This is a genomic window from Streptomyces sp. NPDC002088 (assembly GCF_040296605.1).
In the GTDB taxonomy this organism is placed as follows: domain Bacteria; phylum Actinomycetota; class Actinomycetes; order Streptomycetales; family Streptomycetaceae; genus Streptomyces.
Genome location: NZ_JBEOXO010000006.1, coordinates 269,474 through 283,542 on the forward strand (window position 1 = coordinate 269,474; position 14,069 = coordinate 283,542).

General features: G+C 67.6%; 14 protein-coding genes and 1 riboswitch. Of the genes, 3 read left to right on the forward strand and 11 right to left on the reverse strand.

All coding sequences use genetic code 11. The features are described from left to right. Positions 1-33 precede the first annotated feature (33 nt). Positions 34-273 carry a hypothetical protein gene (locus tag ABT114_RS15595; RefSeq protein WP_037719539.1) on the reverse strand — a complete coding sequence of 80 codons (240 nt, stop codon included), beginning with the start codon at positions 271-273 and terminating at the stop codon, positions 34-36. A gap of 154 nt (positions 274-427) precedes the next feature. On the opposite strand from ABT114_RS15595, the gene ABT114_RS15600 reads away from it, so the two are divergent. Both ABT114_RS15600 and ABT114_RS15605 read left to right on the forward strand, forming a co-directional pair. Beyond that, positions 428-1,162, forward strand: a complete 735-nt coding sequence (locus ABT114_RS15600; protein WP_351142683.1) for a rhomboid family intramembrane serine protease — start codon at positions 428-430, stop codon at positions 1,160-1,162. Beyond that, positions 1,159-1,440, forward strand: a complete 282-nt coding sequence (locus ABT114_RS15605) for an Lrp/AsnC family transcriptional regulator (protein WP_037737028.1) — start codon at positions 1,159-1,161, stop codon at positions 1,438-1,440. Before ABT114_RS15600 ends, ABT114_RS15605 begins: the two co-directional genes overlap by 4 nt. 25 nt (positions 1,441-1,465) lie before the next feature. On the opposite strand, the gene ABT114_RS15610 is transcribed toward ABT114_RS15605, so the two are convergent. The 6 genes from ABT114_RS15610 to ctaE all read right to left on the reverse strand — a co-directional run bounded on the left by ABT114_RS15610 (position 1,466) and on the right by ctaE (position 8,552). After that, a complete protein-coding gene (locus tag ABT114_RS15610; RefSeq protein WP_351142685.1) occupies positions 1,466-2,827 on the reverse strand; it encodes an aminotransferase class V-fold PLP-dependent enzyme in 1,362 nt (453 codons plus the stop codon). Positions 2,828-2,988: 161 nt separating this feature from the next. Further along, a riboswitch (SAM riboswitch) is annotated at positions 2,989-3,105 on the reverse strand. A 73-nt stretch (positions 3,106-3,178) separates the two neighbouring features. After that, on the reverse strand, positions 3,179-4,243 hold the full coding sequence (gene trpD, locus ABT114_RS15615) for an anthranilate phosphoribosyltransferase (protein WP_351142687.1): 1,065 nt from the start codon (positions 4,241-4,243) through the stop codon (positions 3,179-3,181). A 122-nt stretch (positions 4,244-4,365) separates the two neighbouring features. Next, positions 4,366-6,003 carry a cytochrome bc1 complex cytochrome b subunit gene (gene qcrB, locus ABT114_RS15620; protein ID WP_351142689.1) on the reverse strand — a complete coding sequence of 546 codons (1,638 nt, stop codon included), beginning with the start codon at positions 6,001-6,003 and terminating at the stop codon, positions 4,366-4,368. Further along, positions 6,000-7,058, reverse strand: coding sequence for a cytochrome bc1 complex Rieske iron-sulfur subunit (gene qcrA, locus ABT114_RS15625; RefSeq protein WP_351142691.1), 1,059 nt, complete (start codon positions 7,056-7,058; stop codon positions 6,000-6,002). The genes qcrB and qcrA overlap by 4 nt, the downstream gene beginning before the upstream one ends. Then, positions 7,055-7,867 carry a cytochrome bc1 complex diheme cytochrome c subunit gene (qcrC, locus tag ABT114_RS15630; protein ID WP_351142693.1) on the reverse strand — a complete coding sequence of 271 codons (813 nt, stop codon included), beginning with the start codon at positions 7,865-7,867 and terminating at the stop codon, positions 7,055-7,057. The genes qcrA and qcrC overlap by 4 nt, the downstream gene beginning before the upstream one ends. Before the next feature lie 64 nt (positions 7,868-7,931). After that, positions 7,932-8,552 (reverse strand): aa3-type cytochrome oxidase subunit III, encoded by a 621-nt coding sequence (ctaE, locus tag ABT114_RS15635; RefSeq protein WP_351142695.1) that lies wholly within the window; start codon positions 8,550-8,552, stop codon positions 7,932-7,934. A gap of 178 nt (positions 8,553-8,730) precedes the next feature. Here ctaE and ABT114_RS15640 point away from each other — a divergent pair, with 178 nt between their 5' ends. Then, on the forward strand, positions 8,731-9,132 hold the full coding sequence (locus tag ABT114_RS15640; protein ID WP_351142697.1) for a response regulator: 402 nt from the start codon (positions 8,731-8,733) through the stop codon (positions 9,130-9,132). 121 nt (positions 9,133-9,253) lie between these two features. Here ABT114_RS15640 and ABT114_RS15645 read toward each other — a convergent pair whose 3' ends face one another. From ABT114_RS15645 to ctaC, 4 genes are all read right to left on the reverse strand, one after another. Continuing rightward, positions 9,254-10,516 (reverse strand): L,D-transpeptidase, encoded by a 1,263-nt coding sequence (locus tag ABT114_RS15645; protein ID WP_351142699.1) that lies wholly within the window; start codon positions 10,514-10,516, stop codon positions 9,254-9,256. A gap of 130 nt (positions 10,517-10,646) precedes the next feature. Then, positions 10,647-11,045 (reverse strand): cytochrome c oxidase subunit 4, encoded by a 399-nt coding sequence (locus tag ABT114_RS15650; protein ID WP_351142701.1) that lies wholly within the window; start codon positions 11,043-11,045, stop codon positions 10,647-10,649. Further along, positions 11,042-12,781, reverse strand: a complete 1,740-nt coding sequence (gene ctaD, locus ABT114_RS15655; RefSeq protein ID WP_351142703.1) for an aa3-type cytochrome oxidase subunit I — start codon at positions 12,779-12,781, stop codon at positions 11,042-11,044. The genes ABT114_RS15650 and ctaD overlap by 4 nt, the downstream gene beginning before the upstream one ends. Further along, on the reverse strand, positions 12,778-13,737 hold the full coding sequence (ctaC, locus tag ABT114_RS15660; protein ID WP_351142705.1) for an aa3-type cytochrome oxidase subunit II: 960 nt from the start codon (positions 13,735-13,737) through the stop codon (positions 12,778-12,780). Before ctaC ends, ctaD begins: the two co-directional genes overlap by 4 nt. Positions 13,738-14,069 lie beyond the last annotated feature (332 nt).

Below are 14,069 nucleotides of genomic sequence, written 5' to 3' on the forward strand. Positions count from 1 at the left end.
CACACCCCAATACCTGTGCGGGGCCGCTCCCTGTCAGGAGCCGGCGCCCGGCCTGTCCACGAGTTCCACCTGATCCACGGCGTTGCACCAGCGGCAGCGCACCGACTCGATGGTCTCACTGACCACCTCGCGCTCCTCGACCTTCGGCTCACCGGCCAGATCGAGGTGGACGTACTCCACCACCTTCGACGAGCGGGTCACGTCGAAACGCGTGAGATTGCCGCACAGGGTGCAGCGCCACCGCGTCGAGGCGGTTGGCAGGGGGACCGTCATCGTGACTGTTCGCTTTCCTTCTAGTGTCCGTGACCACCGGGATCCCCGGTGCGTGTGGCTCGTAACCCTACGGCCTGGCGGGGACTCGCCGCCCGTCCGTCCACGGCGGCGAGGCGGTCTGTGCGAGTGCGTCCTGTTACGTCATGCTCTGTCCATGATCAGCAACTGGAACGGAACCGCGGACAGGGCGACCCGGAAGCCGTCGGCGCCGATGACGTACGGACTGATCGCCCTGTGCTGCCTGATCTTCGCGATCGGCCCGGCCTCGGGCCTCAACCCGGCGTACGGCACCGGCGACGAACTCCTGGCCGCCCAGCGGACCTATTTCCGGCACTGGGGCGTCGTCCCGGCCGAGCTGTTCCAGGACGCCCCCGGACAGGCCCTGACGCCCGCCACGGCCCTGTTCGTCCACGGCAGCTGGATCCATCTGCTCGGCAACATGCTCTTCCTCTACGTCTTCGGGGCGATGACCGAGGAACGGATGGGCCGCGTCGAGTTCACCCTGTTCTACGTCGGCTGCGGCTACCTCGCCCTCCTGGGCTACGCGGCCGCCAACGCCGGCTCCGGACAGTCACTGGTCGGCGCGTCCGGGGCGATCTCCGCGGTCCTCGGCGCGTTCCTGTACCTGTTTCCCAGGGCCCGGGTGACCAGTCTCCTGCCGTTCCTGTTCTTCCTGCCGCTGCGCTTCCCGGCGTGGGTCGTGCTGCCCTTCTGGGCGGCCCTCCAGTGGGTGGCGGCGGGCCGGGCCGCCCAGGGCCCCGGCGTGGCCTACCTGGCCCACCTGGTGGGCTTCGGCCTGGGCCTCTTGTACGCGTGGGCCAGGTTCGGCCGTACCACTAGAGTGAAGTCCGCCCCAGTTCCGGCCCCCGAGGGAGAGAACCAGCCGTGATCACCGCGATCGTCCTGATCAAGACCAGCGTGGACCGGATTCCCGAGATCGCGGAGTCGATCGCCGCGCTGGACTCCGTGAGCGAGGTCTTCTCCGTCACCGGCACGTACGACCTGATCGCGATGGTGCGGGTGCGGCAGCACGAGGATCTGGCGGAGGTCATCCCGGGCCGGATCAGCAAGATCCCCGGGGTGGAGGGCACGGACACGCACGTCGCCTTCCGTACGTATTCGCAGCATGACCTCGAGGCGGCGTTCGCGATCGGTCTCGACTCGTGAACACCGCCTCGTAGGAGCTTTCCGGTCAGACCGCCGGGACGCAGCGGCCGTCCTCCGTGCGGTACTGCCACTTCGCGCCGTCCGTGACCAGTTCCTTCACCGCGTTCACGAAGCGCTCCACGTGCTCGTCGGGGGTGCCCGCGCCGAAGCTGACCCGGATCGCGTTGAGGGACTTCTCGCCCGGCGCGGCCTCGGGGGTGCCGCACTCGCCCTGGCTCTGGGGGTCGCTGCCCAGGAGGGTGCGGACCAGGGGGTGGGCGCAGAAGAGGCCGTCGCGGACGCCGATGCCGTACTCGGCGGAGAGGGCCGCGGCGAAGTGGGAGCTGTTCCAGCCCTCCACCACGAAGGAGATCACGCCCACGCGCGGGGCGTCGTCGCCGAAGAGGGACAGGATCCTGACCTCGGGGACCTCGGCGAGGCCCGCGCGGACGGTGTCGATCAGGTGCTGTTCGCGGGCGACGAGCGTGTCGAAGCCGGCCTCGGTGAGGGCCTTGCAGGCGGAGGCGATGGAGTAGGCGCCGATGACGTTCGGCGAGCCGGCCTCGTGGCGGGCGGCGCTCTCGTGCCACTCCACGTCCACTCCCCCGTCCTCGCGCCGGGTGACCTTGCGGCTGGCGCCGCCGCCCGCCAGGTACGGCTCGGCCTCACGCAGCCAGTCCGCGCGGCCGGCCAGGACGCCGGAGCCGAACGGGGCGTACAGCTTGTGGCCGGAGAAGGCGACCCAGTCGACGTCGAGGTCCTGGAGCGACACCGGGTGGTGCGGGGCGAGCTGGGCGGCGTCCAGGACGATACGGGCGCCGTGCGCGTGGGCGGCCGCGGCCAGCTCCCGTACGGGCCACAGCTCGCCGGTGACATTCGAGGCGCCGGTGACGCAGACCAGGGCCGGGCCGTAGGGGTCGCGGTCGGCGAGGGCGCGCTCCAGGGTCTCGACGGCCTGACGCGGGGTGCGCGGGGCGTCGAGGTAGGTGACCCGGGCGTCCTTCCAGGGCAGCAGCGAGGCGTGGTGCTCGGTCTCGAAGACGAAGACCTGGCAGTCGGCGGGCAGCGCGGCCGCGAGGAGGTTGAGGGAGTCGGTGGTGGACCGGGTGAAGACGACCTGGTCGCCGGTACGGCAGCCGAGGAACTCCGCCACGGTCCTGCGGGCGTTCTCGAAGAGGTCCGTGGAGAGCTGGGAGAGGTAGCCGGCGCCGCGGTGGACGCTGCCGTAGTACGGGGCGTACGCCGCCACGTCGTCCCAGACGCGCTGGAGGGCGGGGGCGCTGGCCGCGTAGTCGAGCGCGGCGTAGGTGACTTCGCCGCCCGTGACGAGCGGGACGGTGACATCCCGGCCCAGAACGGGCAGCGGGGCACAAAGCGACTGGTCGGCGGCAGCGGTGGAGACGGACATGGTGAACTCCTGTGAGAAGCAAGAGGAATCACCGCGCGAGCAGGTACGGCTCAAGCACGGAGAAAGGTGAAAGGGGTATGCGGAGGCGGGGCTCTACGCCCTATCGCATTCGCTTGCTCACGGAAGGCTCCCTCGACGACCAGGACCCCTGGTTTGCGAGGGGTCCGCGCTTGCCGTAGACCTCACTGCCTACGGCCTGGTCTTCACCCGGGGCACCCCGCCACGGACGGAGGGTTGCCGGACAGTCGGCCGGGGCCTCATGACTGTCACTCATGACCTGAAGAGGAAAGTACGTGAAGTGATCGCGGTCCCGCAACTCGTGTCCGGATTACGGGACCGCACTCACATCCGCTACGCGTTGCTGACGGCCACCCAGCGCTCCAGCGTCCGCTTGGCCGCGCCCGAGTCGATCGCCTCCGCCGCCTTGGCCATGCCGGCGCGGATCTGCTCGGCCAGCGTCCCGGAGCCCGGCTCCAGCGCCACCAGCGCCGCCGCCGAGTTCAGCAGGACGGCGTCCCGAACCGGGCCGGTCTCGCCGTTGAGCAACCGGCGCGCCACGTCCGCGTTGAACGACGCGTCGGCGCCCCGCAGCGCCTCCACCGGCACCAGCTCGATGCCGACGTCCCGCGGGTCGAAGGCCTCCTCGCTCACCTTGCCGTCCCGGACGACCCATACCCGGGAGGTGGACGTCGTGGTGAGCTCGTCGAGGCCGTCGTCGCCGCGGAACACCAGCGAGGAGTTGCCGCGCTCGGCGAAGACGCCCGCGATGATCGGCGCCATGCGCAGATCGGCGACGCCGATCGCCTGGGACTTCACCTTCGCCGGGTTGGTCAGCGGACCCAGGAAGTTGAACACCGTCCGGATGCCCAACTGACCGCGCGCCGCCGCCACATGACGCAGCGCCGGATGGAACTTCACCGCGAAGCAGAAGGTGATCCCGGCCTCCTCGGCGACCTCCGCCACCCGCTTCGGCGTCAGCTCGAGATTGACCCCGAGCTTCTCCAGGACGTCCGAGGCACCCGACGCCGACGACGCGGCCCGGTTGCCGTGCTTGACGACCTTGGCACCGGTGCCGGCGATGACGATCGAGGACATCGTGGAGATGTTCACCGTCTTCGCGCCGTCGCCGCCCGTACCGACGATGTCGACGGTGGCGCCCGGCACCTGGATCACGTTCGCGTGCTCGTACATGGCCCGGACGAGGCCCGTGATCTCCTCGACGGTCTCGCCCTTGGCCCGCAGCGCCACCGCGAACCCGGCGATCTGCGCGTCGGTCGCCTCGCCGCGCATGATCCGGTCCATCGCCCAGGCGGTGTTCTCCGCGCTCTGGTCGCGGCCCTCCAGCAGACCGTTCAGTACCGCGGGCCAGGAACGGCCCGCCGCGGTGTCGCCTCCAGCGGGGGTCACAGCGCTCATCAGCCGCTCCTGGTTCGTAGACACGTACAAGCTGGTTACAGCCTATCCATCCGCCGGGCACGGCGAAGGGCCCCGTCCGAAGACCGGACGGGGCCCTTCTGTGCGCGTGGCGAGCGCAGCGATCAGTGGTGGCCGTGGCCGCTCGTGATCTCCTTGTACTCGTCGACGGTCGGCTTCGGGATCTGGCTGTCCTCGTTGAAGTACGCCTTGCTGACCTTGGCGCGCAACTTCTCGGAACCCTTCACCTTGCGCTCGACACCGTTCTCGTCGACCGTCGGGCCGATCTCGAGCGGCTGGTACTGCTCGTGCGCCGTGATGGTGTGCAGCTGCTCCTGGCTGAGCGGCTCGTGGATCTCGATGAACTCACCGTGCGGCAGGCGCTTGATGGTGCCGGTCTCGCGACCGTGCAGCACCTTGTCCCGGTCCCGGCGCTGGAGGCCGAGGCAGATCCGCTTGGTGATCAGGAACGCGATGACCGGTCCGACGAAGAAGAAGATCCGGACGAACCAGGTGATCGAGTTGATCGACAGGTGGAAGTGCGTGGCCCACAGGTCGTTGCCGCCACCGACGAGCAGACCCAGGTACCAGGTCATCCAGGCCACACCGAGCGCAGTCCGCGTCGGGGCGTTGCGCGGACGGTCCAGGATGTGGTGCTCGCGCTTGTCGCCGGTGATCCAGGCCTCGATGAACGGGTAGACGCCGATCGCGACCAGGACCAGCGGGAAGATCATCAGCGGAACGAACACACCCAGGACGAGGGTGTGACCCCAGAGGTTGATCTCCCAGCCCGGCATGAAGCGGATCAGGCCCTCGGAGAAGCCCATGTACCAGTCGGGCTGGGCGCCGGTCGACACCTGGTCCGGACGGTAGGGGCCCATGGCCCAGATCGGGTTGATCTGGGCGATCGCCGCGATGGCCGCGACGACACCGAAGACCAGGAAGAAGAAGCCTCCGGCCTTGGCCATGTAGACCGGCAGCAGCGGCATGCCGACGACGTTCTTGTTGCTCTTTCCGGGGCCCGCGAACTGCGTGTGCTTGTGGTAGAAGACCAGGATCAGGTGGCCGACCACCAGGCCGAGCATGATGCCCGGCAGCAGCAGGATGTGGATCGAGTAGAAGCGGGCCACGAAGTCGCCGCCCGGGAACTCGCCGCCGAAGAGGAAGAACGACAGGTACGTGCCGACGATCGGCACGGACAGGATCGCGCCCTCCATGAAGCGGACACCGGTGCCGGAGAGCAGGTCGTCCGGGAGCGAGTAACCGGTGAAGCCGGTGAACATGCCCAGGACGAACAGCAGGAAGCCGAACAGCCAGTTGATCTCACGCGGCTTGCGGAACGCGCCGGTGAAGAACACGCGCATCATGTGCACGAACATGCCGGCGAGGAAGATCAGCGCCGCCCAGTGGTGGATCTGCCGGATGAGCAGACCACCGCGCACGTCGAAGGAGATGTGCAGGGTCGAGCTGAACGCCTCCGACATCAGCTGTCCCTGCAGCGGGACGTAGCTGCCGTGGTACTCCACCTCGTTCATCGACGGGTGGAAGAACAGCGTCAGATACACACCCGTGAGGATGATGATGATGAAGGTGTAGAGGCAGACCTCGCCCAACATGAACGACCAGTGGTCGGGGAAGATCTTGCGCATGTTGGACTTGGCCAGGGAGTAGATCCCGAGCCGTCCGTCGGCCCAGTCGGCGATCTTCTCGCCGGCCGGTGCCTTCCCGCGAGAGCGGGACTCGGTGCTGGTCGTAGTGCTCATCCGCGCTCCCAGAATGCAGGACCGACGGGCTCTTCGAAGTCGCCGAGCGCCTCGAGGTAGCCCTCGTCGTTCACGCCGATGCGGAGCTGCGGCAGGGCGTGACCGGCGGGGCCGAAGATCACTCGGGCGCCGTCGGACAGGTCGAAGGTGGACTGGTGGCAGGGGCACAGCACGTGGTGCGTCTGCTGCTCGTACAGGGAGATCGGGCAACCGACGTGGGTGCAGATCTTCGAGTACGCCACGATGCCCTCGTGCGACCACGCGAGTTCCTGCTTGTCCTTGATGTTGTCCGGCTGGAGCCGGACGATCATCAGGGCCGCCTTGGCGATCTCGGTCTGGAACTCCTCGTCGTTCTCCTCCAGGCCCTCGGGCTTGGCGAAGGTGAGCGAGCCGACGGCCACGTCCGAGGGACGCAGCGGCTGGTTCGTGTTCATGTTGACGAGCAGCTTGCCCTTGGACCACAGGGTGTGGCGGAGCTTGGTCCCGGGCAGCGGGCCGAGGTCGCGCAGCAGCATGACGCCGGAGAGCGGGAACAGGGCCAGCGCACCGAACATCGTGTTGCGGATCAGCTTGCGGCGGCCGAGCGCCGACTCCTTGGCGCCCTGCTTGAAGTCCGCGTGGACCTTCGCGCGGACCTCGGGCGACGCCTCGATCGGGTGGCGCTCGTCGGCGACCTCCACGTCGGACATCAGGGTGCGGGCCCAGTGGACCGCGCCCGCGCCGATGGTGAACAGCGCCGTGCCCAGCGTCAGACCCAGCGCGAAGTTCAACGCGCTGAGGTGACCGATCGGGAACACGAAGATCGACTTGTCGGCCGGGATCGCCACGTACGAGGCGATGAAGCCGACGGTGGCCAGCATCGACAGCGTGAACAGGAAGGCGACCGCACGCTCGGACCGCTTGGCGGCCCGCTCGTCGATGTCCTGGATCCGGTGCTCGTGGGGCGGCAGCCCCGGGTCGGCGAACGGGTGCTTCTCGTCCGCGACGCTTACGGCGCCGTGCGTGTGGTCCTGCTCAGCGGGCAGGTTCTCTTCTGGAATGTCTTGGCTACTCATGACTTCTTGGCCTTTGCGGTCCGAGCGGCGACCCAGACGGCGACCGCGATCAGGGCGCCGAGACCGAAGATCCACGCGAACAGACCCTCGGTGACCGGCCCGAGGCCGCCCAGCTCGAGACCGCCGGGGTTGTTCGTCTCATCGCTGTTGACCGCGTTCAGGTACGCGATGACGTCCTTCTTGTTCTGCTCCGACAGCGTGGTGTCGGGGAAGGAAGGCATGTTCTGCGGGCCGGTCTGCATGGCCTCGTAGATGTGCTTCGGGTCCACACCCTCGAGGTCCGGCGCGAACTTGCCCTTGGTCAGGGCACCGCCCTTGCCGGTGAAGTTGTGGCACTGCGCGCAGTTGGTGCGGAAGAGCTCGCCACCCTTGGCGATGTCCGCGCCTTCGGGGCCGTACTGCGCCGAGGTCGGGACGGTCGGGCCGGCGCCCAGCGAGGCGATGTACGCCGCGAGCTGGTCGATCTCGGCCTGGCTGTAGATGTTCTTCTTCTTCACCACCTGCGGGCCCTCGGAGGTCGCCGCGGGCATACGGCCGGTGCCGACCTGGAAGTCGACAGCGGCGGAGCCCACGCCGACCAGGCTCGGACCGTCGGAGGTGCCCTGACCGCCGGTGCCGTGGCAGCTGGCGCAGCCTACGGCGTAGAGCTTCTTGCCCTCGTCGATGGCGAGGGACTGGGAGGTGTCATCGGCCTGCGCCTTGGTCGCAGGCGCGAACGCGGCGTACAGCCCCCCAGTGGCCGCCAGCGCGAAGAGTAGGACGACGACCGCCGCCAGCGGATGGCGTCGTCGTGCGGAGAGCTTTTTCACGGATTACCCCGGTGTCAGGATCTTCTGCGTCGATGCTTCTGGATTGTGCGCGGGTCGGGCCCGGCTACTTGATCATGTAGATCGTGGCGAAGAGGCCGATCCAGACGACATCGACGAAGTGCCAGTAGTAGGACACGACGATGGCCGCGGTCGCCTGTTCATGGGTGAACCTCTTGGCCGCGTACGTCCTGCCGAGGACGAACAGGAAGGCGATCAGGCCGCCCGTCACGTGCATGCCGTGGAAGCCGGTGGTCAGGTAGAACACCGAGCCGTACGGGTCGGAGGAGAGCGAGAGCCCGTCCTTCTTCACCAGCTCGGTGTACTCGAAGATCTGACCGCCGATGAAGATCGCGCCCATGATGAAGGTGATGATGAACCAGCCCCGGAGCTTCTTCACGTCACCGCGCTCGGCGGCGAAAACGCCGAGCTGGCAGGTGAGGGAGGAGAGCACCAGGATCGTGGTGTTCGTCGCCGAGAACGGGAAGTTCAGGGCGGACGCCATTTCCTTCCAGTGGTCGGGTCCCGTCACCGATCGCAGGGTGAAGTACATCGCGAAGAGGGCCGCGAAGAACATCAGCTCGGAACTCAACCAGATGATGGTTCCGACGCTGGTGAGGTTCGGCCGGTTGACCGACGGGTGCGCGTGCCCGGTTTCTACTGTCGTTGCTGTCGCCACGACCGACATTATGTCGGTCCCTTATCCCGCCCTCACTCCGGGGGGTGCCGTTCGGAGTGTTCCTACCGTGTGTACTGCCCGTATGGCCCATCGAAGCGGTGTTCCAACAGGTGTTGACAAGCTGTTCAAGGGAGTAGCATCCGCCGCATCGGTTCTGTCCGTACGACGCTGACGTCTCGGAGGAAGCATGCAGCCGACCGCCACGGTGCTGGTCTACAGCGACAATTCCAACACCCGCGAACAGGTGCGGCTCGCGGCCGGTCGCCGGCCCGCTCCGGACGTGCCTGTGGTCGAGTTCGTGGAATGCGCCACCCAGGCAGCGGTGCTGCGGGAGCTGGACCAGGGCGGGATCGACGTCTGCGTACTCGACGGCGAGGCCGTGCCGATGGGCGGCATGGGCCTGTGCCGGCAGATCAAGGACGAGGTCTTCAACTGCCCGCCGGTGCTTGTGCTCATCGGACGGCCGCAGGACGCGTGGCTGGCCACGTGGAGCCGTGCAGACGCGGCTGTGACGCTTCCGGTGGATCCGGGGGAGTTCGCGGGCGCGTTGGCTTCTCTGTTGCGGCAGAAGAGGCTGCTGAGCGCCTAGGAGTTCGGGGCGCGAGGTGCTACGCCGACTGCGGGCCGGTCGCGGCTGGTCGCGCCCACGCGGCGGGGCCGCATAGCGATGCGGCCCCGCGCCCCTCGGGTCTGCTGCTCCTAGGCAGGTTTCATACGTCCTGCGGCCTCAGCCTGGCCCGGTCCGCCGCCGTCGGGCCCTCCGGTGTACCGCCCACCAGGGCGCTGCCCGTGCGCCAGTTCTTCCAGGCGAGGTTCCAGTCGCCGAAGCCGTTGCCGAAGGTCTCCATCTCGTGGCCGTACGAGTTGACGACCTGGACGACGTCACCCTCGTGGATGGTGTCGTAGAACCACTCGGCGTTGCTGGTGCTCATGCCGGTGCAGCCGTGGCTGACGTTCGCGTAGCCCTGGGAGCCCACGGACCAGGGGGCGGCGTGGACGTACTCGCCGCTCCAGGTGACGCGGGTGGCGTAGTAGACGGGCAGGTCGTACGAGTCCGAGGTGCCCTCGGCGATGCCGACGGTGGTACCGCGCATCCGTACGAAGTACTCCTTGCCCAGTACGACCTTGACGCCGTTGCGGGTCTCGAAGCCGGGCTTGCCGGTGGTGACGGGGATCTGGTTGATCTCCGCGCCGTTCTTGTAGACCTTCATCGAGTGCGCCGAGGCGTCCGTGACGGCGATGATGCTGTCGCCCGTGGTGAGCTTGAGGGACGCGGCCTTGCCGCCCCACAGACGGTCGCCGACCTTGATGCCCTCCAGGTTGCTGTGCACCTGGATGGTGGCGTGGGCGGGCCAGTAGTCCTTGGGGCGGAAGTGGAGTTCCTTGTCGTTCACCCAGTGCCAGGCGCCCTCCACGGCGGGGGTGGAGTCCACCTTGAGGGCCCGTTCGACGACGGCCCGCTGGGCCTTGTCCTTGACGGGCATGCCGAGTTGGGCGGTGATGGGCTGGCCGACGCCGTACTGGCCCGCCTTGGGGCCGAAGGTGACGTCCACGCTCTTCTTGGTGGTGGGCTTGCCGGTGTCGAAGGTGAGGGTCTTGCGGCCGGGCGCTCCGTCGTCGTCCTCGGTGCTCACCCGCACCGTGTAGCGGGCGTTGGCGGCGAGCGGCTCGGTGCTGTGCCAGCGGCTGCCGTCGGCGGAGAGTTCGCCGGCCACGTAGCGGCCGGACGCGTCGACCGCCGTCACGTCCGTGAGACGCCCGTCGGAGCTCTCGGCGGTGACCTCCAGGGGCTTGTCCGGGTCCGCCTTCTTCCCGTCGGTGGACAGGCCGTTGAAGGCGATCTCCTCGGCCGCGTCGTAGGGCCGGGCGGAGAGCGGATTTCCGTCCGAGCCGCAAGCGGTGACGCCCGCGCAGAGGGCGATCACCAGCAGCGTGCAGCTGACGACGGTGCGGGGGCGGGGTGAGTGGCTCATGGCTTCACGCTAGGAAGCTTCGTCGGCACCGGCGCGTTGGGTAAGCCGGAAGAGGGACCCGATGTCCGGCAAACACAGGAGCCCGGACACTCCTGGCGGAGTATCCGGGCTCCCGGTCGTGCTGCGCGTGTTACTGGGTGCGGTTCTCACCGCGGTAGTACTCGAAGACCCAGCCCCACAGGCCGATCAGGATCAGCGGGGCGGAGAAGTACAGCAGCCACCAGCCGATCGCGACACCCAGGAAGGCCAGGGCACCGCCGACGGCGAGCGACAGCGGCTGCCAGCTGTGCGGGCTGAAGAAGCCCAGCTCGCCGGCGTCGTCCGCGACGTCCGCCTCCTTGTTGTCCATGGCACCCGCGTCGACCCGCCGGGCCGTGAAGCCCAGGTAGAAGCCGACCATGATGCACAGACCGAAGGCCAGGAAGAGGGCCGTCGTACCGGCCGGCTCCTTCGACCACACGCCATAGACGACCGCCATGGCGAGGACGAAGACGCTCAGCCACATGAAGAGCTTGCCCTGGATCTTCACTTACCGGCCTCCTTGCCGCCCGTGATGGCGCCGCCGCCGTGGCCGCCGTGCTCCAGCTGCTCGAGAGCGGTGATCTCAGGGTGGTGCAGGTCGAACGCAGGGGATTCGCTGCGGATCCGCGGCAGGGTGAGGAAGTTGTGCCGCGGCGGCGGGCAGGACGTCGCCCACTCGAGCGAGCGGCCGTAGCCCCACGGGTCGTCGACGCCGACCGGCTTGCCGTACTTGGCCGTCTTCCACACGTTGTAGAAGAACGGCAGGATCGACAGGCCGAGGACGAACGAGCTGATCGTCGAGATCGTGTTCAGGGCGGTGAAGCCGTCGGCGGCCAGGTAGTCCGCGTAACGACGCGGCATGCCCTCGGCACCCAGCCAGTGCTGGACCAGGAAGGTGCCGTGGAAGCCGACGAACAGCGTCCAGAAGGTGATCTTGCCGAGGCGCTCGTCGAGCATCTTGCCGGTGAACTTCGGCCACCAGAAGTGGAAGCCGGCGAACATCGCGAAGACGACGGTGCCGAAGACGACGTAGTGGAAGTGCGCCACCACGAAGTACGAGTCCGAGACGTGGAAGTCCATCGGCGGCGAGGCCAGGATGACGCCGGTCAGACCACCGAAGAGGAAGGTGATCAGGAAGCCGACCGCCCACAGCATCGGGGTCTCGAAACTCAACGACCCCTTCCACATCGTTCCGACCCAGTTGAAGAACTTCACGCCGGTTGGCACGGCGATGAGGAACGTCATGAAGGAGAAGAACGGGAGCAGCACACCGCCGGTGACGTACATGTGGTGCGCCCACACCGTCACGGACAGACCCGCGATCGCGATCGTCGCGGCGATCAGACCCATGTAGCCGAACATCGGCTTACGGGAGAAGACCGGGATGATCTCACTGACGATGCCGAAGAACGGTAGCGCGATGATGTACACCTCTGGATGGCCGAAGAACCAGAAGAGGTGTTGCCATAGCAAGGCTCCGCCGTTTGCCGCGTCGAAGACGTGGGCGCCGAATTTACGGTCTGCCTCCAGCGCGAACAGGGCCGCGGCCAGCACGGGGAAGGCGAGCAGGACCAGGACGGCGGTCAGCAGCACGTTCCACACGAAGATCGGCATGCGGAACATGGTCATGCCCGGAGCACGCATGCAGATGATCGTGGTGATGAAGTTGACCGCGCCGAGGATGGTGCCGAAGCCGGAGAAGGCCAGACCCATGATCCACATGTCGGCGCCGATGCCCGGGCTGCGGACCGCGTCCGACAGCGGGGAGTAGGCGAACCAGCCGAAGTCGGCCGCACCCTGCGGGGTGAGGAAGCCGCCGACCGCGATGAGCGAGCCGAACGCGTACAGCCAGTAGGCGAACATGTTCAGCCGCGGGAAGGCGACGTCCGGAGCGCCGATCTGCAGCGGCATGATCCAGTTCGTGAAGCCGGCGAACAGCGGCGTCGCGAACATCAGCAGCATGATCGTGCCGTGCATCGTGAACGCCTGGTTGAACTGCTCGTTCGACATGATCTGCAGACCCGGCCGGGCGAGCTCGGCGCGCATGAGCAGCGCCATCACGCCACCGATGCAGAAGAACGCGAACGACGTGACCAGATACAGCGTGCCGATCGTCTTGTGGTCAGTGGTGGTGAGCCACTTGATCACAACATTTCCGGGCTGCTTGCGCCGTACGGGCAGCTCATCCTCGTAATACGAGGCTTCAGCCGCCGCGGCGCCCTGAGGTTCGTTGACGATGCTCACAGGTTGTTCGTCTCCCGGTTCTTCTCGTGGCTCGTCTGCGCGATGCCGGCGGGAACGTAACCGGTCTGCCCCTTCTTGGCGAGGTCCTTGAGGTGCTGCTGGTAACGCTCAGGGGAGACGACCTTCACGTTGAACAGCATCCGGGAGTGGTCGACGCCGCACAGCTCGGCGCACTTGCCCAGGAAGGTGCCCTCCTTGTTGGGGGTCACCTGGAAGGAGTTCGTGTGGCCCGGGATGACGTCCATCTTCATCAGGAACGGCACCACCCAGAAGGAGTGGATGACGTCACGCGAGGTGAGGACGAAGCGGACGGTCTCGCCCTTGGGGAGCCACAGCGTCGGACCGGGGTTGTTGGTCTGCGGGTTACGCGTACCGGGCGTACCGACGTCGTAGACACCGCCGGCGTTCGCCGGGAAGGCGTCCTTGAACCGGTCCGGAATGGCGGCCAGGTTCTTGTCGGTCTTCGCGTCACCGGTGGAACCGTCGACGTTCTCGATGTAGTTGAAGCCCCAGCTCCACTGGTAACCGACAACGTTGACCGTGACGTCGGGCTTCTTGTCGAGGCTGAGGAGCTTCGACTCGTCGCGGGCGGTGAAGTAGAACAGCACCGAGACGATGATGATCGGGACCACCGTGTACAGCGCCTCGATCGGCATGTTGTACCGGGTCTGCGGAGGAACCTCGACCTTGGTGCGGCTACGCCGGTGGAAGATGGTCGCCCACAGGATCAGGCCCCAGACCAGCACGCCGGTGGCGAGCGCGGCCGCCCACGAGCCCTGCCAGAGGGAGAGGATCCGCGGAGCCTCTTCTGTGACCGGGGTGGGCATGCCAAGGCGGGGGAAGTCCTTGTATGTGCAACCGGTGGCGGTCGACAGGACCAAGCCCGCGGTCATTGCCTGCAGCAGCTTCCGCCGCATCGGGCGCCGCGGCGAGCGGTCGGAGCCGTTGGGACTCACGTAGCGCCTTCCCGAGAGTCTCGCCCGCGCTGTTCGGCTGCGGCCTTCTCGCTGGTCGGTCGCCGCCCTGCGTCGGGCAGGGGTTTGGATGTTTATGCGGACCAAACCCTACTGGACGCGTTTTGGGGTCGCGCGGGGAGGGTGGCCAACGCGCCGCCCGGTCAGCCGAAGGGGGTGAGTTGCCCGGCTCCGGGCTACTTCTGACGGAGGGTTCGGCGTCCCGGTGGCCCGGGGACTCTCGTATGGCGGCCGCGGGCCGACGGGGCCGATCCCGCCCACGCTGTGAAGCCGCGCAATGTCACAGCCCCGCGCCCCGTCGGGGGGGCTTAGCG

What these genes read in the sequence shown, in the direction of transcription:
- ABT114_RS15595 (WP_037719539.1), bottom strand. Translation starts at nt 273, where the DNA reads ATGACGGTCCCCCTGCCAACCGCCTCGACGCGGTGGCGCTGCACCCTG.
- ABT114_RS15600 (WP_351142683.1), top strand. Translation starts at nt 428, where the DNA reads ATGATCAGCAACTGGAACGGAACCGCGGACAGGGCGACCCGGAAGCCG.
- ABT114_RS15610 (WP_351142685.1), bottom strand. Translation starts at nt 2,827, where the DNA reads ATGTCCGTCTCCACCGCTGCCGCCGACCAGTCGCTTTGTGCCCCGCTG.
- trpD (WP_351142687.1), bottom strand. Translation starts at nt 4,243, where the DNA reads ATGAGCGCTGTGACCCCCGCTGGAGGCGACACCGCGGCGGGCCGTTCC.
- qcrB (WP_351142689.1), bottom strand. Translation starts at nt 6,003, where the DNA reads ATGAGCACTACGACCAGCACCGAGTCCCGCTCTCGCGGGAAGGCACCG.
- qcrA (WP_351142691.1), bottom strand. Translation starts at nt 7,058, where the DNA reads ATGAGTAGCCAAGACATTCCAGAAGAGAACCTGCCCGCTGAGCAGGAC.
- ctaE (WP_351142695.1), bottom strand. Translation starts at nt 8,552, where the DNA reads ATGTCGGTCGTGGCGACAGCAACGACAGTAGAAACCGGGCACGCGCAC.
- ABT114_RS15640 (WP_351142697.1), top strand. Translation starts at nt 8,731, where the DNA reads ATGCAGCCGACCGCCACGGTGCTGGTCTACAGCGACAATTCCAACACC.
- ABT114_RS15645 (WP_351142699.1), bottom strand. Translation starts at nt 10,516, where the DNA reads ATGAGCCACTCACCCCGCCCCCGCACCGTCGTCAGCTGCACGCTGCTG.